Annotated in this window: 27 protein-coding genes and 1 tRNA gene; 24 read left to right on the top strand and 4 right to left on the bottom strand. The window is 53.1% G+C overall.

Translation table 11 applies throughout. From position 1 onward, the window contains the following. The first annotated feature begins 36 nt into the window (after positions 1 to 36). Positions 37 to 723 (top strand): DUF2249 domain-containing protein, encoded by a 687-nt coding sequence (locus PGX44_RS10635; protein ID WP_498855355.1) that lies wholly within the window; start codon positions 37 to 39, stop codon positions 721 to 723. Positions 724 to 806: 83 nt separating this feature from the next. Next, positions 807 to 1,994, top strand: coding sequence for an oxygen-binding di-iron domain-containing protein (locus tag PGX44_RS10630; protein ID WP_186503028.1), 1,188 nt, complete (start codon positions 807 to 809; stop codon positions 1,992 to 1,994). Between the two features lie 74 nt (positions 1,995 to 2,068). On the opposite strand, the gene panC is transcribed toward PGX44_RS10630, so the two are convergent. Further along, a complete protein-coding gene (gene panC, locus PGX44_RS10625) occupies positions 2,069 to 2,914 on the bottom strand; it encodes a pantoate--beta-alanine ligase (RefSeq protein WP_498855354.1) in 846 nt (281 codons plus the stop codon). Between the two features lie 561 nt (positions 2,915 to 3,475). Between panC and PGX44_RS10620 the strand changes: the two genes are divergently transcribed. Then, positions 3,476 to 4,726, top strand: a complete 1,251-nt coding sequence (locus PGX44_RS10620) for an aromatic amino acid transport family protein (RefSeq protein WP_498855353.1) — start codon at positions 3,476 to 3,478, stop codon at positions 4,724 to 4,726. A gap of 162 nt (positions 4,727 to 4,888) precedes the next feature. Then, a complete protein-coding gene (locus PGX44_RS10615) occupies positions 4,889 to 5,488 on the top strand; it encodes a DUF1847 domain-containing protein (RefSeq protein ID WP_498855352.1) in 600 nt (199 codons plus the stop codon). A 70-nt stretch (positions 5,489 to 5,558) separates the two neighbouring features. Here PGX44_RS10615 and PGX44_RS10610 read toward each other — a convergent pair. Beyond that, positions 5,559 to 5,634 (bottom strand) — tRNA-Thr (locus tag PGX44_RS10610). A gap of 215 nt (positions 5,635 to 5,849) precedes the next feature. On the opposite strand from PGX44_RS10610, the gene PGX44_RS10605 reads away from it, so the two are divergent. Next, positions 5,850 to 6,509 carry a cupin domain-containing protein gene (locus PGX44_RS10605; protein ID WP_498855351.1) on the top strand — a complete coding sequence of 220 codons (660 nt, stop codon included), beginning with the start codon at positions 5,850 to 5,852 and terminating at the stop codon, positions 6,507 to 6,509. 74 nt (positions 6,510 to 6,583) lie between these two features. Further along, positions 6,584 to 6,769: a ferredoxin gene (locus tag PGX44_RS10600; RefSeq protein ID WP_186504183.1), complete on the top strand. Its 186-nt coding sequence runs from the start codon at positions 6,584 to 6,586 to the stop codon at positions 6,767 to 6,769. Between the two features lie 175 nt (positions 6,770 to 6,944). Here PGX44_RS10600 and PGX44_RS10595 read toward each other — a convergent pair whose 3' ends face one another. Next, a complete protein-coding gene (locus PGX44_RS10595; RefSeq protein WP_498855350.1) occupies positions 6,945 to 8,456 on the bottom strand; it encodes a dihydrolipoyl dehydrogenase family protein in 1,512 nt (503 codons plus the stop codon). 264 nt (positions 8,457 to 8,720) lie between these two features. Here PGX44_RS10595 and PGX44_RS10590 point away from each other — a divergent pair, with 264 nt between their 5' ends. The 11 genes from PGX44_RS10590 (at position 8,721) to rplL (ending at position 16,535) form a co-directional block, all read left to right on the top strand. Next, positions 8,721 to 9,428: a TerC family protein gene (locus tag PGX44_RS10590; RefSeq protein ID WP_498855349.1), complete on the top strand. Its 708-nt coding sequence runs from the start codon at positions 8,721 to 8,723 to the stop codon at positions 9,426 to 9,428. 134 nt (positions 9,429 to 9,562) lie between these two features. Continuing rightward, positions 9,563 to 10,915 (top strand): MFS transporter, encoded by a 1,353-nt coding sequence (locus PGX44_RS10585; RefSeq protein WP_498855348.1) that lies wholly within the window; start codon positions 9,563 to 9,565, stop codon positions 10,913 to 10,915. Between the two features lie 219 nt (positions 10,916 to 11,134). Then, positions 11,135 to 11,611, top strand: coding sequence for a hypothetical protein (locus PGX44_RS10580; protein ID WP_498855347.1), 477 nt, complete (start codon positions 11,135 to 11,137; stop codon positions 11,609 to 11,611). A gap of 100 nt (positions 11,612 to 11,711) precedes the next feature. Continuing rightward, complete coding sequence (locus PGX44_RS10575; RefSeq protein WP_498855346.1) at positions 11,712 to 12,896, top strand: L,D-transpeptidase; 1,185 nt, start codon at positions 11,712 to 11,714, stop codon at positions 12,894 to 12,896. A gap of 211 nt (positions 12,897 to 13,107) precedes the next feature. After that, positions 13,108 to 13,257, top strand: coding sequence for a 50S ribosomal protein L33 (gene rpmG / locus PGX44_RS10570; RefSeq protein ID WP_014015374.1), 150 nt, complete (start codon positions 13,108 to 13,110; stop codon positions 13,255 to 13,257). 46 nt (positions 13,258 to 13,303) lie between these two features. Then, entirely contained in the window at positions 13,304 to 13,537 is a 234-nt protein-coding gene (secE, locus tag PGX44_RS10565; RefSeq protein ID WP_186504173.1) for a preprotein translocase subunit SecE, read from the top strand. Positions 13,538 to 13,552: 15 nt separating this feature from the next. Continuing rightward, positions 13,553 to 14,095 carry a transcription termination/antitermination protein NusG gene (gene nusG, locus PGX44_RS10560; protein ID WP_186504171.1) on the top strand — a complete coding sequence of 181 codons (543 nt, stop codon included), beginning with the start codon at positions 13,553 to 13,555 and terminating at the stop codon, positions 14,093 to 14,095. Between the two features lie 88 nt (positions 14,096 to 14,183). Beyond that, on the top strand, positions 14,184 to 14,609 hold the full coding sequence (rplK, locus tag PGX44_RS10555) for a 50S ribosomal protein L11 (protein WP_186504169.1): 426 nt from the start codon (positions 14,184 to 14,186) through the stop codon (positions 14,607 to 14,609). A gap of 63 nt (positions 14,610 to 14,672) precedes the next feature. Next, a complete protein-coding gene (rplA, locus tag PGX44_RS10550; RefSeq protein ID WP_498855345.1) occupies positions 14,673 to 15,389 on the top strand; it encodes a 50S ribosomal protein L1 in 717 nt (238 codons plus the stop codon). A gap of 168 nt (positions 15,390 to 15,557) precedes the next feature. After that, positions 15,558 to 16,115 carry a 50S ribosomal protein L10 gene (rplJ, locus tag PGX44_RS10545; RefSeq protein WP_374048463.1) on the top strand — a complete coding sequence of 186 codons (558 nt, stop codon included), beginning with the start codon at positions 15,558 to 15,560 and terminating at the stop codon, positions 16,113 to 16,115. A gap of 54 nt (positions 16,116 to 16,169) precedes the next feature. After that, the gene (gene rplL, locus PGX44_RS10540) at positions 16,170 to 16,535 is read left to right on the top strand and encodes a 50S ribosomal protein L7/L12 (RefSeq protein WP_498855344.1); all 366 of its coding nucleotides are present in this window, start codon (positions 16,170 to 16,172) and stop codon (positions 16,533 to 16,535) included. 63 nt (positions 16,536 to 16,598) lie between these two features. On the opposite strand, the gene PGX44_RS10535 is transcribed toward rplL, so the two are convergent. Next, a complete protein-coding gene (locus PGX44_RS10535; protein ID WP_498855366.1) occupies positions 16,599 to 17,378 on the bottom strand; it encodes a carbon-nitrogen hydrolase family protein in 780 nt (259 codons plus the stop codon). A 216-nt stretch (positions 17,379 to 17,594) separates the two neighbouring features. Between PGX44_RS10535 and PGX44_RS10530 the strand changes: the two genes are divergently transcribed. The 7 genes from PGX44_RS10530 to PGX44_RS10500 are packed head-to-tail and all read left to right on the top strand — an operon-like array spanning position 17,595 to position 23,625. Further along, positions 17,595 to 18,071: a peptidylprolyl isomerase gene (locus tag PGX44_RS10530; protein ID WP_498855343.1), complete on the top strand. Its 477-nt coding sequence runs from the start codon at positions 17,595 to 17,597 to the stop codon at positions 18,069 to 18,071. Further along, a complete protein-coding gene (locus tag PGX44_RS10525; protein ID WP_186504187.1) occupies positions 18,061 to 18,411 on the top strand; it encodes a GIY-YIG nuclease family protein in 351 nt (116 codons plus the stop codon). The genes PGX44_RS10530 and PGX44_RS10525 overlap by 11 nt, the downstream gene beginning before the upstream one ends. Then, positions 18,356 to 19,684 (top strand): M48 family metallopeptidase, encoded by a 1,329-nt coding sequence (locus PGX44_RS10520; protein WP_498855342.1) that lies wholly within the window; start codon positions 18,356 to 18,358, stop codon positions 19,682 to 19,684. The genes PGX44_RS10525 and PGX44_RS10520 overlap by 56 nt, the downstream gene beginning before the upstream one ends. Positions 19,685 to 19,743: 59 nt before the next feature. Continuing rightward, positions 19,744 to 21,153 (top strand): SGNH/GDSL hydrolase family protein, encoded by a 1,410-nt coding sequence (locus PGX44_RS10515; RefSeq protein ID WP_498855341.1) that lies wholly within the window; start codon positions 19,744 to 19,746, stop codon positions 21,151 to 21,153. A 1-nt stretch (position 21,154) separates the two neighbouring features. Then, complete coding sequence (locus tag PGX44_RS10510) at positions 21,155 to 21,940, top strand: ABC transporter permease (RefSeq protein ID WP_498855340.1); 786 nt, start codon at positions 21,155 to 21,157, stop codon at positions 21,938 to 21,940. Continuing rightward, positions 21,933 to 22,655 (top strand): ABC transporter ATP-binding protein, encoded by a 723-nt coding sequence (locus PGX44_RS10505; protein WP_498855339.1) that lies wholly within the window; start codon positions 21,933 to 21,935, stop codon positions 22,653 to 22,655. The genes PGX44_RS10510 and PGX44_RS10505 overlap by 8 nt, the downstream gene beginning before the upstream one ends. Beyond that, positions 22,645 to 23,625 carry an ABC transporter substrate-binding protein gene (locus PGX44_RS10500; protein ID WP_498855338.1) on the top strand — a complete coding sequence of 327 codons (981 nt, stop codon included), beginning with the start codon at positions 22,645 to 22,647 and terminating at the stop codon, positions 23,623 to 23,625. The genes PGX44_RS10505 and PGX44_RS10500 overlap by 11 nt, the downstream gene beginning before the upstream one ends. Positions 23,626 to 23,706 lie beyond the last annotated feature (81 nt).

The raw sequence follows: 23,706 nt of genomic DNA, 5'->3' as shown, positions 1-23,706 counted from the left end.
AAATACCAACCGGAAACGGTGAAGGGAGCGATATATATGAGCTTTATCGATTGGCAGGACAAAATCAAGGATTTCAAAAAAGTAGACGTACGGGGCATTCAGGGAAACTTCTTTCCCAGACTGAAACAGCAGGCAGCCAAGCTGCCCGTTGGCGCCGGCCTGGAAGTGGTCCAAAACTTTGACCCCATTCCCTTGTATGAAGTCATGCAGGAATTAGGCTTTGAATATCACACGGAACAGACCGGTGATGCCGAATTTCATGCCTACTTCTATAAGACGACGGCTGGCAGTGATCCCGGTGACATTCCCATGCGCCCGGCCGCACTGACCAACATGCCCCTCATCGACGATGAACTGGGCAAGCTGTCCGTCTCCTTCTGGGATCTCACCTGGAATGATTCGAAACGCTTTTTGCCCTATGAATTCCGTCTCCTCTTGTCCCTGACCAATGCCGTCGGTGCCGGCCGCATGCGTCAGGCTACGCGGGAACTGGTCAAGGCCTATATCCATGGCTTGCCGTCAGCGGCCCTGGACGACGTCTTTGAACTCTTGGCGTGGAACCAGGGGATCGGCTTCTTCAGTTCTGAAATCGGTCCGTCCACCCTGTTCCAGGCTTATAAGACCGTGAAGAATCTGGAAAAACAGGGCAAGAGCCGGGCAGAAATCGGCGCTGTCCTGAAGGAAAAATTCGGCGAAAAGAATCCCGACGTAAAAGTGCAGTAACGAAGTATTTCTAGATAAAACGCGTGAGATAGTGTATACTAAATAATAAGTATAACTATTTGAATTTTAAGGAGGCAAGTGTTATGAGAAAACATGTAAAAGGTAATGTCAGCTGGATTGGCTATGTCGATTGGGAACTGGAAAGCTTCCACGGCGATGATTATTCGATTTACAACGGCTCCAGCCAGAACGCCTATCTGATTGAAGAAGAAAAGACGGTCCTCGTCGATACGATCTGGGTTCCCCATCGTTTCGACTTTATCGAAAACCTGAAAAAGGAAATCGATCTGCACAAGATCGACTACATCATTGCCAACCACGGCGAATGCGACCATTCCGGCGCCTTGACGACGCTCATGGAAGAAATTCCTGATACGCCTATTTATTGCACGGCCAACGCTGTCCGCAGCATTGAAGGCCAGTACGGTAAACGGGGCTGGAATTTCCACGTCGTCAAAACCGGCGATAGCCTCGACATCGGCAATGGCAAAAAGCTCATTTTCGTAGAAATGCGTATGCTCCATTGGCCTGATTCCATGGCAACGTATATGACCGGCGATAACATCCTCTTCTCCATGGATGCCTTCGGCCAGCACTATGCCGTAGAAGAACTGTTCAACGACAAAGCCGACCAGTGTCTCCTGAACCGCGAAGCTATGAAATACTTCGCCAACATCCTCAACCCCTTTGCCCCCATTTTGACAAAGAAACTCGAAGAAATCGGCAAACTCAACCTGCCTATCGAAATGATCGCTCCGTCCCACGGTGCTATTTGGCGCACCGATCCCCTGCAGATCGTCGAAAAATATGCCCAGTGGGCGGATGCCTACCAGGAAAACCAGGTTACCATTGCCTACGATACCATGTGGAACGGCACAGAAGCCATTGCCCACAAGATCGCTTCGGAAATCCACGCCCAGAGCCCGGATACAGTAGTCAAGGTCTTCAATATTGCCAAGTCCGATAAGAATGAAGTCATGACGGAAGTATTTAAATCCAAGGCGATTGCCGTCGGTTCGCCGACCGTCGGCTGCAGCATCCTTTCCAGTGTTGCCGGCTGGCTGGAATTCCTGAAACAGCTGAAGTTTAAGAATAAGAGAGCCGCTGCCTTCGGCTGCTATGGCTGGAGCGGTGAATCTGTCAAGATTCTCCAGGCTAAATTGAAAGAATCCGGCTTTGACGTCATCGACGACAATATCCGGTCCCAGTGGAATCCGGAAGAAAGCGATTACGCCGCTGTACCGGAACTGGTAAAACACCTCTTAGGTTAACACCCATACCTCCTCTCACGTAGTATCAGGGCACGGTCGTGCCGGGTAATCCCGGCGCGGCCGTGCTTTTTTTGTCAGCCTAAGATGATGTTGTCGATAAGGCGCGTCTTGCCAATGCGTACGGCCACGGCGAGGAGGCTCTTTTCATCGACCGTTTCGATTGCTTCAAGGGCCGGGAAAGAGAAGAGATCTACGTAGTCAATAGAGGCCAGGGGTTCCCCTTCGATTTCTTTCGTTACCAGCGCCTTCAGGACGGCTGCGCTGCGTTCGCCCTTTTCATAGGCGTCCTTTGCCAGGCGCAGGCTGCGCGACAAGACGAGGGCTGCCGTCTTTTCTTCCGGCGACAGATAGACGTTGCGCGAGCTGCGGGCCAGGCCGCTTTCTTCCCGCACGATGGGGACCATGTTGATATGAACCGGCAAGTTCAGATCCTGGACAAAGCGGCAGACAACGACGACCTGCTGGGCATCCTTTTGGCCGAAAAAGGCTTCGTCTGCTTGGGTAATGTTAAAGAGCTTCGTTACGACTGTGGCGACACCGCGGAAGTGGATAGGCCGCTGGGCACCACAGAGCTTATGCGTAATATCGCCTTCGACGTTGACGTACGTACAAAAGCCCTGGGGATACATGTCTGCCGCTTGCGGATGAAAGACGGCATCGACGCCGACGCTTTCGAGCTTCCGGCAGTCTTCTTCAAAACGCCGCGGATAGGCGTCAAAATCTTCATTGGGACCGAACTGGGTCGGGTTGACGAAGACCGATGCGATGACGAAATCCGTAGCTTCTTTTGCCGCCCGCATCAGCGTCAAATGGCCTTCATGTAAGGCTCCCATCGTGGGTACCAGGCCAATCCGGCGGCCTTCCTGCTTCAGGCTCAGGGCAAATTCCTGCATTTCTTTGACTGTGCGAAAAATCTTCAAGGTTCATACACTCCTTTTGATGTTTTTTGGGGCAAAAGAGTATAAAAAAAGCACCCTTCAGCGCAGACTGAAAGGTGCATGGGACATGCAGACGTCAATACGCGCAACTCTTGCTCCTTTTTTGGCGTAAAAGGGCGCAAAAAGAGCGCGGTCTTTGATGAGTATCCTTTCTGTCTCGGTCTAAAAAGATCCAAGCAGCTGACAATCCATCCATTCAAAATATAAAACCGAAAAGTATAACTCACGTAACGTGATGCTATCTTTTGCCTCGGCCGTATCATATCACACTTGTTCTGTTTTAGCAACAAGTGATTGAAATTTTCCGTTTCTTATACAGCCTGCAGGAATATTCTGTCAAATGAGAGGGAAGCCGCAGTCAGAGAAAAAGGCACAACGAACACTTTGATGAGGAAAAATTTTTTTCGGTGTCCTTATATGATTAGATTATATACACGTGAAAATTATCACGAAAAAACCTCTTGTCAGGGACAGTCTGTCTGTGTATAATGGACGCGACATGCTGACATCCAACCAATCGTTCCCATGGAAGGAAATACGCCGATGGAATATGTAAGTGAGTTGGATACGAGAGCGGCTGGCACTGCCGCCGCAAATAGTGCTTTGAAGGTGCATCGTCTTACCTTTATGGAAGCAGCCATGCTGGTCGTCGGTTCGACTATTGGCTCCGGTGTCTTAGGCCTGGCCTACGCGAGCCGTCTGGCCGGCTGGCCTGTCTTATTCATATGGCTCGTCGTAGCCGGGATTTTTTCCGACATTTCCATGCTGTACGTTGCGGAAACAGCCTTGCGGACACAAGAGCCGTTGCAGCTTTCCGGCCTGGCTGAAAAGTACGTGGGGAGAATCGGTTCCTGGCTGATTTTTTTCTCCGTTGGCGCCACGTCCTTTTGCAGTCTCATTGCCTATACGGCAGGCTGTGGCCGGATTCTCAGCGAGTGTACGGGCCTTACGCCGGAGCTGGCCGGTATCCTCTTTGCTGCCGGTGCGACCGTTGTCGTCTGGGGCGGCCTGAAGGTGACCGGTGTAGCCGAAAAATTTCTCAGCCTGGGCATGATTGTCATGCTGCTGCTCTTGGCCGGGGCCTCTGTCGTATCAGCCCGCGTGCCTGTAGCAGATATTTTATATACCCACTGGGCCTATGCCGTCCCAGTTTTTAATATTGCCGTTTTTTGTTATGCCGTCCAATATATTGTGCCGGAGCTGGCCCGTGGCTTTACCCATGCGTCACAAAAACTGGTGCCGTCCCTCTTGACCGGCATGGGCATTTCCTTTCTCATCCTGGCCATCGTGCCCTTGTCTGTTTTCCTCATGCTGCCTGTAGCAGAGATTACGGAAGTAGCGTCTCTCTCGTGGGGACGGGCCTTGCAGCCGGATATTTTCTTTTTCCTGGTTAATGCCTTCACCTTTTGCGCGATGCTGACGTCCTTTTGGGCCATTTCGGAAAGCTTTTTGACCAATATGGTAGACCGCCTGCATCTGGCCTCTGAAGGGGCTGTAAAGGACCGGGCCCTGTGCCTGGCCGTCATCGTTATACCGCCTGTTTTTCTGGCGTCAGGCAATCTCGTAGGCTTTGTCAACGCCTTGTTTAGTGCCGGTACCTTTGGCGGTATTATCATGTCCATCCTGCCCGTGTTCATGCTGCGCCAGGCCCGGCGCCAGGGCAACCGGCAGCCCTGCTGGCAGTGTGGCCGTATTGCCAGCCTGCCTGTGCAGCTCCTGGTCGTCGCCCTCTTTAGCAGTGCCGGCATCTATGCCTTGTGCAGCCTGGCGGGACTGTTGCCGCCGGCGTGGTAATCGATGCGATAGCGAAGTCCGGACCGCGTGTGATGACGTGGTCCGGACTTCTTTTTTTCTAAATGAGAAGAAAAAGGATGCACGGGCACCGTATTTGTGGTACGATGGAATAAACATAACGCTATATACCATGCTGAAACCTGCCGGAGGAGGTGCCTCATTATGTTAGGAGATTGTGCGAATTGCAGCTGTGGCCATATATGTGCGACGAAAGGTGTGAGCTGTACGCCTGTCGACAAGGAAGCCGTCCTGAGCCAGTATTCACTTGAGGAACGGAAAATCATGGAAGCCGCTGCCTATGTCGAGGCGACGTATTATATGCAGTACACGCGCATTCAGGAAACAGCGGCCTTTGCCCAGCGTATGGGCTACAAAAAAATCGGCCTGGCCTTTTGTGTCGGCATAAGCCACGAAATGGAGCTCATTGCCAACTATTTCTCGAAGTTCTTCGACGTCTATTCCATTTGCTGCAAAAACTGCGGCATTGCCAAGGACGAGCTGGGCCTAGCCCGGGTCACGCCGGAAAATCCTATCGAAAGCATGTGCAACCCGAAAAACCAAGCCCATTTCCTGAACGAACAGGGCTGCGAGCTCTTCGTCTCTGCCGGGCTCTGCGTCGGCCATGATGCCATTTTCAATGCGTCCTGTAAGGGGCCGGTGACCAACCTGATCGCCAAGGACCGCGTCCTGGCACATAATCCCATGGGCGCCGTGTATTCAAACTACTGGCGCAATAAACTGGGACTGAACGAAGAGGACTAGAGCCTGTCGCGGCAGCCGGTGCAGACATAAAAAAAGAACTCCACTACTAAGTAGTGAAGTTCTTAGACTTTGGAGCCACTAATAGGATTTGAACCTACGACCCTCTCATTACGAATGAGATGCTCTGCCAGCTGAGCTATAGTGGCACGAAAAGTACTCTGCTAGTATAGCAAGATTGCCTGTGCTTGTCAATAAAAAAAGAAAAGAAATTTTGATCAATTGCAAGGAAATAAAAATCAAAAAGTCAAAAAATAATTTTCCTAACCGTTACTTTTACAACATACAAGGCGGTCAGGGCAGACTATAATCAAGGCATAAAGAAGAACGAACGGGCCGCAAGGCCCGGAAAGGCGTGATGATCATGAAAGGTAAAAGTGGCGTTGTCTTTTCCCTGACAGCTGAAAATGCGGCTGTACCGGGGTGCACCGTATCGAATGCCCTCTGGGAAAGCCAGGCAGGCAGTTTGATCTGTTTTTCTCTGGGTGCGGATACGGATATCAGTGCCGAAACGAGTCCCTTTCCCCGGCTGCTGTACGTCGATACAGGCTGTATGACCGTCTTCACGACGGCCGGAGAAGAATGGCACGTCAAGACGGGCCAGGCCCTGCTCGTACCGGCAGATGTGCCGACGGGCATGAAAGCTGCTGAGGATACAGTATATTTGGAAATCGTTCAAAAGGAGGATACACATATGAATAAAGTGATAAAAGCTGGTAACGTTTTTAAATTGGCCGATCTCGTTCCCTATCAGGATGGCCGCATTGTCAACATGGACGTCGTCAACAACGACCACTTGAAACTGGCCATCATGAGCTTTGCCGATGGCACAGGCCTTTCGGAACATGCTGCACCGGGTGAAGCCCTGGTCCTGGCCTTGGAAGGCAAAGGCATCATCGGTTATGAAGGCCAGGATCACCCCATTCAGGCTGGCGAAACCTTTAAATTCGATAAACTGGGCCGCCATTCCGTCAAAGCTGACGGGCCGTTCAAAATGGCCCTCTTCTTGACACTGGATGCCTAAGGGGTTATTACTATATGCAAGGTACCGGATTTCCGGTGACCATAAATATGTTGCTTTGAAAGGAGCGATTTATTATGAAATTCAAAGTTAATGATAGCTGTATCTCTTGCGGTATGTGCGCTGCTTCCTGTCCGGAAGTGTTCCACATGACAGACGCTGGCGTAGCAGAAGCCATTCCTGATGACGTAGCACCGGAATTGGAAGCTTCGGCACAGGATGCCATGAACAACTGTCCGGCTGGCGCTATTGAAGAAGCCTAAGGCCTAAGCACATAGGAAGTCCCGCCCTGGCACGATAAAAGTCCTGCCGGGGCGGGATTTTTACTTTTTGGCGGAGCCTCTTCTTACGAATGAGAGGCTCAGCTGGTACCGTATTACATAAAAAGAAGAGGACGCCTGCCAAAGCAGGGGCCTCTTCTTTTTTTAGCGTACAGGTCTATTTTTTCTCGAAGTAATACCGCGTCCACATGGTCACTTCCGAAAGGGATGGATGGGGCGTCATGGTTTCGCCAATCGTATAGACCGAGCGCGGGTCCAGTGTCCGCGTCAAGGGCTTTTGCCGCAAGGCACGGGCCGTCGGCGACGCGATTTCCTCATGCAGCGGCGTAATCGTATGGGTGCCGCAGGAAAGGAGGTTGATGAAGGGCTGGATGAGGATCGAGGCTTCCGGCCCGACGATGTGGGCGCCCAGGACGTGACGTGTCTTGCCGTCGACGACGAGCTTGATGAAGCCGTCGTCAGAGGCACCGGGTTCAAAGCCCAGGGCATAGCCCTTGACGGCTGTCGAGTAGTGATTGACTGCCGTTTCCGTCGTATAGCCCGCCTTTTGGGCCTGGATTTCCGTCAGGCCTACGTGGGCCGCTTCGGGGTACGTATAGGTCACGGCCGGTACCGTATCGTATTGGGCCCAGCGCCACTGGTCCGGGGCCATGCCGGAGAAGAGATTATGGGCAATGATTTCCGCTTCGTAATTGGCTTTGTGGCGGAACGGTGCCAGGCCGTTTACGTCGCCTAAGGCCCAGATTCCGTCAGCCGTCGTTTCGAGAAATTCATTGGTCAAGATATACCCGCGCTGGTCGGTCTGCACGTCTGTATTTTCCAGGTGCAGCAGCTCGGTCATGGGCTTGATGCCGGGGGCAACGAGGATTTCTTCAGCCCGTACTTCGGCAGAAAGGCCGTCTTCGCGGCTATGAATGGTCAGTACCTTTTCGTTGCCTTCCATACGGACGGAAATGGTGTCCTGGTTCAGGCGTACGTCTATGCCGCGGTTTTGGAACTGGCGCAGCATAAAGGCAGAAATATCGCCGTCTTCCTTGGGCAGGAGGCGTACGTTGTGCTGGACGATCGTCACGTGTGTACCGGCAGCGTTGAAGACATGGGCAAATTCGCAGCCAATAGGGCCGCCGCCGATGATGATCAGGCTCTTGTACGGTGCGTCCGGATAGGCCTTGCCAAAGAAGGTTTCGGACGTGACGTAGCCGCATTCGGCAAGGCCCGGCAGGTCGGGAATATGCGTACGGCCGCCAGTGCCGATGATAATCCGCTCGCCTGTGAGGACGGTCGTCGTGCCGTCGTCGAGGCTGATAGTCACTTCCTTTTTACCGGAAAAGGACGCTGTACCGTGATACGTATCCATCGTCGGGAAGCGGTCGTAGTAACCGCGGATAGCTTCGCTTTCATTGACCTTTTTCCAAAGCCGTTCTGACAGGAGCTTCCAGTCGAGGGTCACGTTTTCGGCGTTGACGCCAATACGGCGGGCTTCACGGATTTCGCAAATAGCATTCGCTGCCGTAACCAGCATCTTCGTCGGAATACAGCCGCGGTTCAGGCACGTGCCGCCAAAGCGCCCGCGTTCGATGAGGGCAACTGTTTTATTTTCACGCAAGGCAGCGTCGGCGACGATATTAGCGGCGCCAGTGCCGATGATGATGACATCATAGTGCTTCATGGGGATTCCTCCTTTGTAGGCGGATACTAAGAAATTTTGTTTCCCCGTCTATTGACAGGGAAATCCTTGCTTTGCTATAATTTTAATATACTTTCATATAGTAGTAAAGGGAGTAACCTTTCGGCTATCATCAACATACATGCCCTGTTTCAGGGCTGGTGATAGCGTTGTGACTACACAATAGGTGAGACTTTCGCAAGATATACCATCCTGCGAAAGTCTCTTTTTTTAACAAATTTTATCGTAAAAGAAAAGAGGACACACATGGAAATGACATTTTTATCTTGGGAATTTTTTGCAGCCTTAGGCTCGATCATCATCCTGGACCTGGTGCTGGCCGGCGATAATGCCGTGGTCATCGCCATGGCTGCCAATACGCTGCCGGCACAGCTGCGCAAAAAAGCGATTCTCATCGGTACGGCCGGTGCCGTCGTCGTACGCCTGCTCATGACCCTGGCTGCAGTATGGCTCTTGACCATTCCCTTCCTGCAGGCCCTGGGCGGTCTCATTCTCCTGCCCATTGCCGTAAAGCTCCTGGCGCCGGCCCAGACGGATGAAGCTGTACATGTAAAAGAAGCCAACAGCCTCATGGGCGCCGTCAAGACCATCCTCGTAGCCGATGCCGCTATGGGTATCGATAACGTCCTGGCCATCGCCGGCGCCGCCGGCGGCCACTTCCTCCTCGTCGCCATGGGCCTCGTCATCAGTATCCCCATCGTCGTCGGTGGCAGCCAGATCATCGGTAAAGTCCTGGATCGTTTCCCCATCCTGCTCTATGCCGGTGCCGGTATCCTCGGCTGGACAAGCGGCTCTATGGTCGTTCATGACGCTATTGCCGGTGCCTATTTGCAGTCTCTCACAGGCAGCGCCATTACCTACATCCTGCCGGCTCTCGGTGCCGCTGCGGTCTGCCTCATTGGCTGGTACCGCAGCCACCGCGGCCCCAAAACGGCACCGCAGGTTGTCAAATAATCGAAGTTTCACAGTGTATTGGACGGTCCCCGGTGAGGGGACCGTTTTTTTCCTTTTCACGGGCCTTATTTCCAGGTATAATGAGAGAAAGTCTTATAATAGTTATGCCCTTATTTGAGAGAGAGGTCCTTTTTGTGTCCATTTCTTTGCCCTATAAAATATTGGGAATTGTCATGCTTTCGTCGTTCCTGACGCCTTTTACGAGCAGTTCCCTCACCTTGTCCTTGCCCGACATGGGCCGGGAATTCGGGGCCAGTGCCAGTACCCTGGGCTGGGTCCTGGAGATTTTCCTCTTAGCCTCGGTGGTCTTCCTCCTGCCTGTTGGTAAAATAGCCGACCGCATAGGGAAACGCAAGATCTTTCTCTGGGGCACCGTGCTCTTTGCCCTGTCTTCCGTCTGTGCTTTTTTTGCTACGTCCATGGCCTGGCTTTTGGGAGCGCGCCTGTTGCAGGGATTGGCGGCGGCTATGATTTATGCTACCAACATGGCCATCCTGGTCCTCGTCTTCCCCTTGGAAAAGCGGGGCATGGCCATGGGCTGGAACGTCTCCATGGTCTACGTAGGCCTCTCCCTGGGGCCGGTACTGGGCGGCTTTTTCAACTATTATTTCGGCTGGCGCAGCATCTTTTTATTCATCATCGTCTGCAGTGTCCTTTGCAGCCTGGCCATCCTGAAATTCCTGAAAGAAGAATGGCTCGTCGAAGGGGCTAAGGGCGGCGATGGCCTGGGCGCCCTGGGCTATGGGCTGGCCATGGTCCTCGTCATGTACGGCCTTTCGGAACTGCTGCAGCAGTCCTGGGCCTGGTGCGCTCTCGCCGGCGGCCTCATCCTGTTTGCGATTTTTCTGCGCCATGAAACCCGGTGCGAACAGCCCGTTTTGCCCGTAGCCCTCCTTTGGCACAACCGCATGTTTACCTTATCTAACCTGGCGGCCATGCTCAACTACAGTGCGACCTTCGCCATCAGCTTTCTCCTTTCCCTGTATTTACAAGCTGTCCTGGGCCTTAGCTCCCGTGATGCGGGCCTGCTGCTCCTCGTGCAGCCGGTCATTCAGGCAATACTTTCGCCTAAAACAGGCTCCCTTTCCGACCGCTACCCGGCAACGACGCTCAGCTCGACCGGTATGGCCATTATCGCCTGCGGTCTCCTGGGCCTGGCCTTTACCGTACGGGCCCGGCTGTTCTGGCCCCTCGTGCCGATCCTCATGCTCATCGGCTTTGGCTTTGCCCTCTTTACGGCACCGAACAACAATGCCATCATGAGCTCTGTAGAAAAACGCTACTATAGCATGGCGTCTTCCTTATTGAGCACCATGCGGCTCATTGGCCAGATCCTGAGCGTAGCCATCGTGACGCTCCTCATGTCCCTGCACTGGGACTATCTGCCGGCGTCTGCTATGCTCGTTCGCAACATTGAAATCGCCTTCTTCGTCTTTACGGCCCTCTGTCTGGCCGGCATGGTACCGTCTCTGAGCCGCCGCAAATGAGGGGCTGTGCGTTGCTCTTGCCCGGTCTTTGTGATACAATTACCGGTACAGCTTTGTTGAGCTGCCCGGCAAGGAGGCGCAGAGACGTATAGGCTTTCTTCTGCCGGGACGAGAATAGAGTCTGACTTCAAACGGCCGGACGCTGAGCCCTGTGCTGCCATAGAAATGGCAGCGCGCAAGGGAGATTTGACAGAGACGGAAGAGAAGGAGTCTGATAGTGTGTTTGCGTTACTAAAGAATAAAATGGCTGTCCTGCTTTTGGGTGCAGCCTGTATGGTGTCTTCTGTTGCTTCGGCACAGATTGCCAATGACCGCATTGCCATCGGCGGTGTCGGCCCGGGCTGTACGCCGGCCTACGTAGAAAGCGTCTACGGCGAACCGACCAGCAAAAACGAAGGCTCCAATGGGGACCAGTCTTATTTGGAATACAACTATAATAATGGCTTTCTCGTCGGCTTTGATGCAAACGGCAGCCAGGCCGTAGCCGCTACGTGCACGACGGACAACCTGACTACGCCCGATCACGTAGCCGTAGGCATGGAAGCCAGCGTCTTATCCCGTGTATACGGGACGGCCGATCATATTTATAATTTTAACGATAAATCTTTGTACGTATACGATGGCACAGGCGGCGAACAGCTGGCCTTTGATGTGCAGAATTTTTACATCGTCAGCATCAGTGCCCGCATTAACTGACGGGTAACGAAAGCCTGTACCTGTGCGGCAAAGAATCGGTGTATAGCCGCCCCTAGGCATAGGGGCGGCAGAATTAGGAGGTACTATAGTGTTAAAACATATGGCAGTCACACTCTGTGCGCTTTTGTCCCTGGCCGGAACGACGGCCTGGGCAGCCGGTACAACGGCACCGGAAGAAACAACCCTGCGGACGGTGCCGACGTCATTTGCTGATGCAGCGGCAAGCCAGGCTGCAGCCAGCGCGCTGGTCCAGGTCAAAGCGCCGGCCAAGAGCAACACCACGGCGGCACCGGTCGTGACGATTACGCCGGCTTCGTCTGCGCCGGCAGACACGCAGACTGCGGCGCCGAAAAAGGCCGATGAAAAAAAGATTATGCTCAATCTGGCCAGCCGCATCCTGACTCTCTACCAGGGTGATACGAAAATCACCATGTATCCCGTCGGTGTAGGCAAAGCGTCTACGCCCTCGCCGACCGGCACCTATTCGATTACCGATAAAGAAGTAAATCCCACGTGGATCGACCCCGATACGGGCACACAGGTTCCGTCCGGTCCCGCTTGTCCCCTGGGCTACCGCTGGCTCGGCCTTTTTGGCAACTACGGCATTCACGGCACGAACGCGCCGAGTTCCATTGGCGGTTACGTCTCCCACGGCTGCATCCGCATGCACGAAGCCGATGTCGAAGACCTGTACAACCGCGTCAGCATCGGCACACCGGTTATTATCTACTATGACCGCATCGTCATCGACCGCGACCCGGACCACACCATTTCCTATTACATTTACCCCGATGGCTATGGCCGCCAGCCCTTGACGGCACAGCAGGTCAAAGAGGCCCTGGCCGGCTACGGAGTAGAAGATTTTGAAGAATACGGCGATATTTACAATAAGATCGCCGCCTCCGACGGCCAGCCGACGTATGTAGCCAAGGCCTACGACCTTTACGTCAACGGCCAGAAACTGGCGAAACGGGCGCTTGGCAAGGGTGGCAGCGTCTGGCTGCCGGTATTCACCCTGGCTTCGGCTATGCACACGCAGACGAGCTGGAACGGTGATACGCAGATGGTAACGACAGCCTACGGCACAGCGCCGGGCGTCGTACACAGCGACGTCGTCTATATCGATAGTGAAGACGCGTATATCCTGTACCGCCTGCAAGGGCGCCTTACAGGTAATCTGGTCTATACGCTGCAGTCCGTAGCACCGGCTGCCGGCACGACGGCCGGCACGTCCCTCGACGAAGACACAGCCGGCAGTCTGGTAAAGACAGCGCCGTCCGTATAAAAGCGCCGGAAAGGCTGATCACGTGGTCAGCCTTTCTTGACAGGCACGACAATCCTATGCTATACTTTGAAAAGTTAGGTGTGCAAGGTTCACCTAGCTTTTTTAAGTTAGCATGTTTTTATCTTGACTTAGTCTGCTGGGTATGATACATTAGGTAAGCAGTCCTGACTAGAGAGCAGGCTTTTACTACGATTTGAGAGAGGTGTAAGGAATGCGTACAGCTATTACATTGGCATGCACAGAATGCAAACAGCGTAACTACCGGACAAACAAAAACAAAAAGAACAATCCGGATCGTTTGGAACTGAAGAAATATTGCCCGTTCTGCAAAAAAGAAACATTACACAAAGAAACGAAATAAGTTTGAAATAAGATGTGCTTAATCTTATTTGAATGTGAGAGGTTATATGGCAGCTACAGCATCAAAGAAAGCACAAAAGAATAAGAAAAAGGATGCGAACGGCAAATTTCTCCGCGGTGTTAAGGCAGAATTAAAAAAGGTCATCTGGCCGACGAAAAAAGAATTGATTAATTATACCGTTATGGTTATTGTTGCCACCATTGTCGTCATGGCGATTATTGCTTTGTCTGACGGTGTATTTTCTCAACTGTTCCGGTTACTCCGAAGCATTGTCGGATAGGGGGCCCGCGCATAGATGGAAACTGATAAGAAATGGTATGTTATCCATACGTATTCTGGTTATGAAAATAAAGTAATGGCTAACCTGGAACGGAAGGTCAAATCCATGGGACTGGAAAACGAAATCAATCGTATCCTCGTACCGATGGAAGACGAAGTGGATGTGAAGGATGGCAAGAAACGTACGGTAAAACGTAAAGTGTTTCCCGGCTATGTCCTCGTAGAAATGGAAGTCAATGACCGTTCCTGGTACGTCGTCCGTAACACTCCTGGCGTCACGGGATTTGTCGGCTCGGCGACGAAGCCGGTTCCGCTGCAGCCAGAAGAAGTGAAACGCATTCTGAAGTCGCAGGGAATTGCTGAAAGCGAACCGAAAGTACATCTTTCTGTTGAAGTAGGTGAACAGGTTCGTATTACGTCTGGACCTTTTGAAAACTTCATTGCCGTCATTACGGAAATCAATGAAGAAAAAGGCACCCTGAAAGGCCTGATCGACATGTTCGGTCGGGAAACAGCGGTAGAAGTCGACTATTCTCAAATTGAGAAAAGTCTGGAATAAATACTTCTAAATGCGGCACATGCCGCGAGTGGGAGATTCTTTCGAATCGTTTGACCACATCTTGTAGTGTAAGGAGGTGTAACTCACCATGGCAAAAAAAGTAACAAGAATGGTAAAACTCCAGTGCGAAGCTGGTAAAGCAACTCCGGCGCCTCCGATTGGCCCTGCATTAGGCCAGGCTGGTGTCAACATCATGGCTTTCGTAAAGGAATTCAACGAACGTACAGCTAAACAGGCTGGCTACATTATTCCTGTTGAAATTACCGTTTATGAAGACCGTTCTTTCACGTTCATCACGAAGACGCCGCCGGCAGCTGTACTGTTGAAGAAAGCAGCAGGCCTCGACAAAGCTTCGGGCGAACCGAACAAGAAAAAAGTAGCAAAACTGGGCCGCGATAAAGTCCGCGAAATCGCGGAAACTAAAATGCCGGACCTCAACGCCAACGACGTTGAAGCAGCAATGAAGATGGTTGAAGGTACTGCCCGCAGCATGGGCATCGAAATCGTCGACTAATCTTGATTTCGGCTCGTGGAAGGGGTATTCCCCGCTAATCACCACAAAGGAGGAAACACTTAGATGGCAAAATTTGGTAAGAAATACGCAGAAGCCGCTAAACTGTTCGATAAACATCAGCAGTATGACGTAGCAGAAGCAATCGACATCTTGAAAAAGATGGATTTAGCTAAATTTGACGAAACCGTTGAATTGGCTGTAAATCTGAACGTAGATCCGAAATATGCCGATCAGCAGGTTCGTGGCGCTTTGGTTCTGCCACACGGCATCGGCAAATCGAAAACCGTCCTCGTCTTCGCACAGGGCGATAAAGAAAAAGAAGCTCAGGCAGCTGGCGCTGATTTCGTTGGCGCTGATGATCTCATTGAAAAGATCAAAGGTGGCTGGCTTGAATTTGACGTAGCTATTGCTACACCGGACATGATGGGTAAAGTTGGCCGCCTTGGTAAAATCCTTGGTCCTAAAGGCCTCATGCCTAACCCGAAAGTCGGCACTGTAACAATGGACGTTACCAGAGCTATCAACGAAAGTAAAGCAGGTAAGGTAGAATATCGTACGGACAAAGCCGGCAATATTCATTCCCCTATCGGCAAGAAATCGTTTGATGCAGATAAATTGGTTGAAAACCTGACAACCCTCGTTGATACGTTGGTTAAGGTTAAACCGTCGGGCGCTAAAGGCCAGTACATCAAATCCATTACGGTAAGTACGACCATGGGCCCTGGCATCCACATCAACCAGTACAGCATCAAAGGTGCTGTAAAAGCTGAAACAAAATAATATCTCTCTTAGCTGTAGACTGAAGGTATGTATAATGGGCGCAAGCCCGCCATCTGAGGCTTAGAAACTAGCAGATATCTAAACTTGACTAGTTCGGCCTCATGTGAAATGAGGCCGTTTTTTACGCTAAGACGATATAAATCCACTTTAAGGAGGTGTATCGAAACAATGTCTATGCCGCAAAACAAAACGATTTCCCCAGCTAAAATTGCCGTCGTAAACGAAATGAAAGAAAAACTGCAGTCTGCACAGGGTGCTGTACTCGTAGGTTTTACTGGCCTTTCCGTTGCTGACGTTACAAAACTGCGCCGTAAATTCCGTGAAGGTAATGTAGAATACAAGGTTATCAAAAACACCTTGACCCGCATTGCTGCAAACGAAGTTGGTTATGAAGGTTTGAGCGAATTCCTCGAAGGTCCGACCGCTTTGGCATACTCCACAGAAGATGCTGTAGCTCCGGCTAAGATCCTCAAAGAATTCATCAAAGAAACCAAAACAGAAGCACTGACTGTTAAAGTCGGTATCTGTGATGGTCAAGTTATTGACGCTGCTGGCGTTGAAGCTCTGGCAAACCTGCCGAGCCGCGAAGAACTGCTCGCCAAATTGGTTGGCAGCATGCAGGCCCCTATTTCCGGTCTGGTCAACGTATTGCAGGGCAATATCCGCAACATGGTTTATGTGCTTGATGCTGTACGCGCTAAAAAAGCCGAACAGGAAAGTGCATAATATAAACTAAAAACAAACACTCTTACTAATAAGAAACCATTGGAGGAACAAAAAATGACTAAAGAAGAAATCATGCAAGCCATTGAAGAAATGACCGTTCTCGAACTGTCTGAACTCGTAAAAGCTATGGAAGACAAATTCGGCGTATCCGCTGCTGCTCCGGTTGCTGTTGCCGCTGCTGCTGCTCCGGCTGCTGCTGCTGAAGAAAAAACGGAATTCGACGTAATCCTCTCCAGCGCTGGCGACAAGAAAATCGGCGTAATCAAAGTTGTTCGCGAAGTAACGGGTCTCGGCCTGAAAGAAGCTAAAGCCCTCGTTGATGGCGCTCCTGCTCCTGTTAAAGAAGGCGTTGCTAAAGCTGACGCTGAAGCTCTCAAAGCTAAACTCGAAGAAGCTGGCGCTACGGTTGAATTGAAATAATTTCAACTTACGTACAAGCAAAAAGCTGTGCAAAAATGTGAATTCATTTTTGCACAGCTTTTTTTATTCGTACATCTCAGGCCGGCGCAGCTTCAGGAAAGGCCGTTCGGCCTTGGCCTTGCGGGCCAGGGACAGGTCGAGGTCACATGTCAGGAGCTGTTCCGTAGCGTCGCCCTTGATGAGCACCTCACCCCATGGGTCGATAACCAGTGACTCGCCGGCAAAGTCCATGCCGCCTTCCTTGCCTACGCGGTTGCACATGGCCACAAAGGTCTGGTTCTGGTAGGCCTGGACGCGCATTTCCCATTCGAACATTTCCAAGGGCTCAGCCTTCGTATTGGCCGTCGGTACGATGACCAGATCGGCCCCCTTGGCGGCACAGGTGCGGATACTTTCGGGCAAGTGCCGGTCAAAACAGATGACGATACCGACGCGGCCAAAAGGCGTAGAAAAGACCTGAAAGCCCTCGTCTGACGGCGTATAGTAGTCGCACTCGTAAAACTGCTCAGCCTGGAAAATATGCACCATTTTGGCCGTCCCCTGGAGCTCACCGGCCGGCGTCAGGAAGAGATTTGTATCGTAAGCCTTGCCGCCTTGGTCCAAATAGAGATTAGGAGAAATGTAGAGGTGGTGTTCCCGGCACTTTTGCTTAAACCAGTCGATACAGGCAGCATCAGGCTGAAATAAGTAGGCCGAGGCATCCTGCTTTTCATACTGGGCAAAGAACGGTGACAGCTGTACTTCCGGGAAGAAGAGGAGGTCACAGCCGGCGGCGGCATCGCAAAAGGCCAGCGACTTTTCCAGATTTTTCTCTACGTCTCTCGACATAGACATTTGCGCCATTCCTAACTTCAAAATATGCACATCCCTTCGGCAAAAACGGATTGGCAGCCCCTTGACTGCGAATCCTGATAATATCAGTATATATTGCAAAGTATAGCATAGTTACGGCCTTTTGTCCCGTCTTTTTGAAAAAAAACTGCCTTGTCATCTCTATCGTTCTAAGGTATAGTAATAGTGAGTAAGTAATTTAAATTATCATTTAAAGGAGACATAATCATGGCAGAAAATAAAGTATATGCAGTATTTAAAACGAACAACGGTGACTTCACGGTAGAATTATTCCCGGACAAAGCACCGATTACGGTAGAAAATTTCCGCAAGCTCGCTGAAAGCAACTTCTACGACGGCACCATTTTCCACCGCATCATTGGCGACTTCATGATTCAGGGCGGCGATCCCCAGGGCACAGGCTTTGGCGGCTCCGACGAAATGATCCCTGACGAATTCGGTCCGGGCCTCGATTTCAGCGAACCGGGCGTCCTGGCTATGGCCAACGCCGGCCCGAATACAGGCAGCTCCCAGTTCTTCGTCACTGTCGTACCGACACCGTGGCTCCAGAACCATCATTCCATTTTCGACAAAGTCGTCGAAAATTATGATGTCGTCGAAAAAATCAGCCACGTCAAGACAGACTTCCGCGATAAACCTTTAGAAGATGTCGTAGTAGAAACGATTCAAATTGTTGAAAAATAAGGCAGAAGCCTATTATACGTATGTCGTACGTTGCGCCGACGGCTCTTATTATACGGGCTGGACGCGCGACGTAGACCAGCGTGTAGCTGCACACAACAGCGGCCGTGGCGCCAAGTATACGCGTTCCCGCCAGCCTGTTGTCCTGGTTTGGAGCCAGGCCTTTACGTCCAAGCACGCCGCTATGCACTGGGAATGGCAGATCAAGCAATGGCCCCGTGCAAAAAAGGCAGACCTCGTCTGCCGGCAGCTCCTGTTGCCTGACTGCGCGAAAGGAGAGGGACAGGGTGAAACAATGGAAGAAATGGATACTGACAGCACTCGTCGGCACGTCTCTGGTTAGCGCTCCTATCGGTCTGGCCCAAGCAGCGTCGACGACGGAAACAATTCTGTACGGCGTAGCCGCTGCGGCATTCATTAAGCAGCAGCTCAGCAAAATGGACCGCGACGGCCAGCCGCAAATGCTGGCCCAGGTCAAGGACAAGACCGGCGTCAGCGGCGACTTATATTCCCAGCAGCGGCTGGAACGCATTACGGACCGTCTCGTCCAGACGGGCATGATCAAGCGCGATTACGACGTCTACGCCAATCCCAGCCAGGAGCTCAACGCCTTTGAAACCATTGGCGGCGTCATCTCCGTCAACCAGGGCATGATGAACGTCCTCGATGACGACGAGCTGGCCTTTACGCTCTGTCATGAAATGCAGCACGGCGAGCACCATCACGCCATTAACGGCGTCATGAAGAGCATCGGCGTCTCCCTGGCAGTAGACCTGGCCTTTGGCGGCAACGCTGACGTCCTCGATGTCCTCTTAGGCGGTATTGCCGTCAACTACATCGATAACGAGCTGATTACCATGGATCAGGAAAAACAGGCCGATGCCGATGGCTTCAACGTCCTCAAGAATACGAACTTCAATGTCGGCGGCGCGCCGTCTTCTATGCAGCTCGTCTATGAAAAATACGGCGACCTCTACCGCGAAGGCTTTGGCCGCGTCCTCAGCCCGAACAACCATCCGCAAATGAGCAGCCGTATTGAAAAGCTCGGCCAGCGTATGACCCGCTGGTCCGGCAACCACGTCCAGGTCGGCGGTGACACGGTTTACGTCAATGCCCTGCCGGTCCTGCGTCCGGCTCCGTCCGGTGACTACTCGTCACGGCGCCGGGCCTTCCTCGTAGCAGGCAATCTGGCCCGTGTTACCCACAATGTCTACGGTGAGGCCGAAAACGACAAGAAGGTCGTCACGACGCCTCTTACGAGCCGTAACGTAACGCGTACGGACAAGGATACGGGCACGGTCAAAATCGTTTCTAAGGGCACGGCAGCAGCCAGCAGCCTGGCAGCGGCCAACGTCTGGAATATCCAGCAAAATGGGGCCGACCTCTCTGTCAATGGCCAGCGCATCATGACCCTGGCCGGCGGTGACGACGGCACGAAAATCCGCACGGAGTTACAGACCGCCCTGACGGCCAAGCCCAAGATGCTGTCGGAAAAAGAAATTCGCAAGCTCGACAATACGTGGAAGAAGCAGTATGGCTTCGAAGCCACACAAAAGAAGGAAAAAGCAAAGGCCGAAAGTGACAAAGGAAAGGTTGTCGCACCGGCCAAAGCATAGTATAATAAGAACGATAAACATTATCAAAAGCGCAGTGCGGACATTGGGGGGTGAAGCAGATGCGGAATAAGAGTGTCTTAGTATTATCAGTGTTATTGGCCTTGACCGTCGCGACGGGGATGTCCGGCGCCAGAATGCGGCAGAGCACGCACGGCAGATACGTCGTGGCGCCGCCCTTGGAGCAGGCACAGAAAATATACGTCTCGTCGGCAGCGCAGCCGTCGGCCAACCGGCCCGTAGCGTGGCTGCACTATACAGAAGACGAACCCGCTTCGATTCACCCGGTCCTGCGCTGGTCCCGCGTCGATGGGGCCGTCATGTACGACGTACAGGTCCTGGAACGGCACGAGCCCGATACAGCAGGGCAGGAAGCCTATTACGAACCCATCGTCGATACGCAGCGGGCCTATACGAACGGCATCGAGCTGGCTCTGCCCGATATGTTTACAGGCGATGTCTTTTATTACCGCGTGTGCGGCCTCGATCTGGATGGCAATCCCGTCAGTGACTATTCGGACCTGGAACGGGTCCCCATTGACCGTATGGGCTATTTTATAGAAAAACCGACACCACTGTCGGCCTACAACGAGGGCAACGGCACGGTCCTCTTATATCCTGTATACGACTGGCTTGCCGTACCGGGCGCCGCGTCGTACGAGCTGGAAATCCTTGACGGACCGCCGGAAAATCCCAATGGCATATCGCCGTCGGAGCACCGCATCGATGTCTACCATCCCCAATATGCTCAGCAATACGACCAAAAGGCGCGCTATGGGCCGCATCCCTTTTATTGGCGCGTCCGGGCCCTCGACAGTGCCGGCAATCCTGTCGGCGTCTATTCCGACGCCCAGCCCTTTGTGACCAATCCCGATGCCGATTACGAAGTAGCCACGTACGGCGACAGTATCAGCCATGGCGGCGGCAGCGTTTCCTATTCGCCTACGGACTGGGACTTCAGCTATCAGCACTACCTCGATTTCCCGTCGGTCAATTTGGCCGAAAGCGGCAATACGAGTACCATGACGCGGGAACGCTTTGAAAAGGACGTCCTGCCCTTCCATCCGCGTTATCTCATCATCCTCATGGGCTCTAACAGCCTGCGCAACGGCGAAGGCGCGTCCATCGTCATGAAGGACATGGAAGCGGTCCGCCAAAAATGCTTAGAAAATGGCATCCGTCCCGTTTTCCTGACGGTGCCGCCGGTCAATCCGGCCAATATCAAAAAAAGCTTCGACAGTGAAACGGCTGACGACTGGCAGTTCCAGTTCGGCCGCGTCAATGCCTGCGTCCGCTCGCACGTCCATATCGACATTACGCCGGGCATGTACGACGAAAAAGGCGAGCTCCGTACGGAACTGGCCCTGGACGGGCTCCATCTCGACCCGGCAGGCAAGCAGCTGATGGCCGCAGCTATCAACGAAGCCTGGCCGGAAATTACATCCTTACCGGATAGTGCCTGGGAGGAGTAACGTGAGCAAAAAAAGTCTTATTTCTGTACTGACAACGGCCCTGCCGATTCTGGCCCTGCCCTTGCTACTCCTGCTGCTGTGGGAGCTGGGCGCACGCTGGCACTGGTGGGGCTCTTATATTCTGCCGGCACCGGAACGGGTCCTTTCGACGTGGTGGCAACTGGCCGTATCGGGCCAGCTGGCACGGCACGTCGGCGCCAGCCTGCTCCGCGTGCTCATTGGCTTTTTCATTGCTGCTGGCCTGGCCATGCCGGCTGGCATTTTCCTGGGCCTCAACCATAAAGCCTACGTGTACAGCCATTCCGTCCTGGAATTCCTGCGCAATGTACCGCCCCTGGCCCTCTTGCCCATCCTGATCCTTTGGTTTGGCATTGACGAAACGAGTAAGATCATCATCGTCGTCTTGGCGACCTTTTTCCCCATCTTCCTCAATACCCTGGCCGGCATGGCCCAACCGGACCCACAATTAATCGAGATGGGGCACGTATACGGCCTGTCGCCGTGGGCTGTCTTTTGGCATATCCGCCTGCCTCAGGCCTTGCCGTCCATCTATACGGGCCTGCGCATCGGCCTGGGCTACAGCTGGCGTTCCCTCATTGGCGCCGAAATGATCGCCGCCGCAGCGGGCCTGGGCTACCTCATCCTCGATGGGGAAGAGATGGCCCGTCCTGACGTCGTCCTGGCAGGTATCCTCACCCTGGGTGTCCTGGGCATTCTCGCCGACGCCCTCATGGCCTGGGCCGGACGGCACCTGCTTTGGACAGAAAGGAAGAACCACCGTGCCTGATATTACCGTAAGCCATTTGAGTCATACCTATCACTTGCCCGATGGGACGGTCGTACAGGCCTTGTCCGATCTCACCGCCCATTTTCCTGCCGGCTCCTTTTCCGTCGTCGTCGGTCCCAGTGGCTGCGGCAAAACGACGCTCCTGCGCCTCTTGGCCGGTCTTGAGACAGCCACAGCCGGACAGATCGATTTTGGCGGTCCCCGGCCCCGGACGGGCGTCATGTTCCAGTCGCCGCGCCTCTCGCCCTGGCTGACCGTAGAAGAGAATGTCCGTATCTGGCAGTATGGCATGGGCGGTTCCACGGCGTTGGCCGACCAGTATCTATACCTTTTTGGTCTGGATTCCTTCCGCAAGGCCTATCCTGACCAGCTCTCCGGCGGCATGGCCCAGCGCGTAGCCCTCGTACGGACCTTAGCGTGCCAGCCACAGCTGCTGCTCCTGGACGAACCCTTTGCGGCCCTCGATTATTTCACGCGGGAAAAGCTCCAGGACGAGCTCATGGAGCAGTATGTCCGCCAGCCCTTAACCATTATCTTTATTACTCACGATCTGGACGAAGCCCTGCGCCTGGGCGAACGGATCCTGGTCCTGCGCCGCGGCCGGCAAAGCGGCCTTCTGACCCGTTCCGAAGCCTATCCGCGCCAGGCTCTGGCCGATCGGACGAGAGAAAAACAAACTATCTTACACTTATTGGAGGAATCTCATGAAACGTAGTACAAAAGCAATCTTTTTAGGCCTGGCTTCGCTTATCATGGCCGTCGCCCTGGCCGGCTGCGGCTCATCCCAGCCGGCCCAGGATACGGCTAAGAAGCCGGAAGCCATTCATATGACATACGTCAAATCGCCTCTCAACATTCCTTCCATCGTAGAAAAGAAGGACCACGTCTTTGAAGACGCCTTTAAGCCCGAAGGCATTGCCATCGACTATTCCGATTTGGACGCCGGTCCGAAGCAAACGGAAGCCATGGCTGCCGGCAAAATCGATATTTGCCACGCCTTAGGCGGTACCAGTGCCATCCTGGCCAAGGCCAACGGCGTCGACCTGACCATCGTCGGTATTTACAGCCGCGCGCCCCAGGCCTTTATGATCATGACCAAGGATCCGTCCATCCAGTCCGCGAAGGACCTGAAAGGGAAGAAGGTCGCCGGTCCGAAGGGCACGATCCTGCACCAGCTGCTTCTGGCAGCACTGGCCCGGGAAGGCATGGCGCCTGACGACGTAGAATTCGTCTCCATGGGCATTCCCCAGGCATCGGCAGCCCTCTCCGGCGGCAGCGTCGATGCGGCGCTCCTGGCCGGCCCGGCCACGCTGAAGATGAAAGCCGACGGCGGCCGCGTCCTCACGACCGGTGAAGGCCTCCTCGATGCGACGATCGTCATTGCCATGCGCACGGACTTCATCAAGCAGTATCCTGACGTAGCGAAGAAATTCATGGCTACCCACGCCCGCGTCGTCAAGGATTATGCCGAAAATCCCCAGCAGGACTACGCTGCCGCTGCAGAAGCGACGGGCCTCACTATCGATCAGGTAGAAGCCATGGCCGGCTGGTATGATTTCGACCCGGCCATCCGCGAAAAAGACATTGCCGACCTGGAACAGACACAGGACTTCCTCATCCAGACAGGCATGCTGGAAAAAGACAAGAAAATCGACATTTCGTCTATTTGTAAGCCTCTCATCTAACAGGAAAGCCCTAGTGGCATAGAAAAAAGGGGATGTGACAAAATGAGAAATCATTTTGTCCACATCCTCTTTTTATTTGCA

It is taken from the genome of Caecibacter sp. AF58-12pH5A (assembly GCF_027681725.1).
Taxonomy (GTDB): Bacteria; Bacillota; Negativicutes; order Veillonellales; family Megasphaeraceae; genus Megasphaera; species Megasphaera hominis.
Note: the sequence above shows the minus strand (reverse complement) of the source record. Positions and strands in the feature narration are given on the sequence as shown.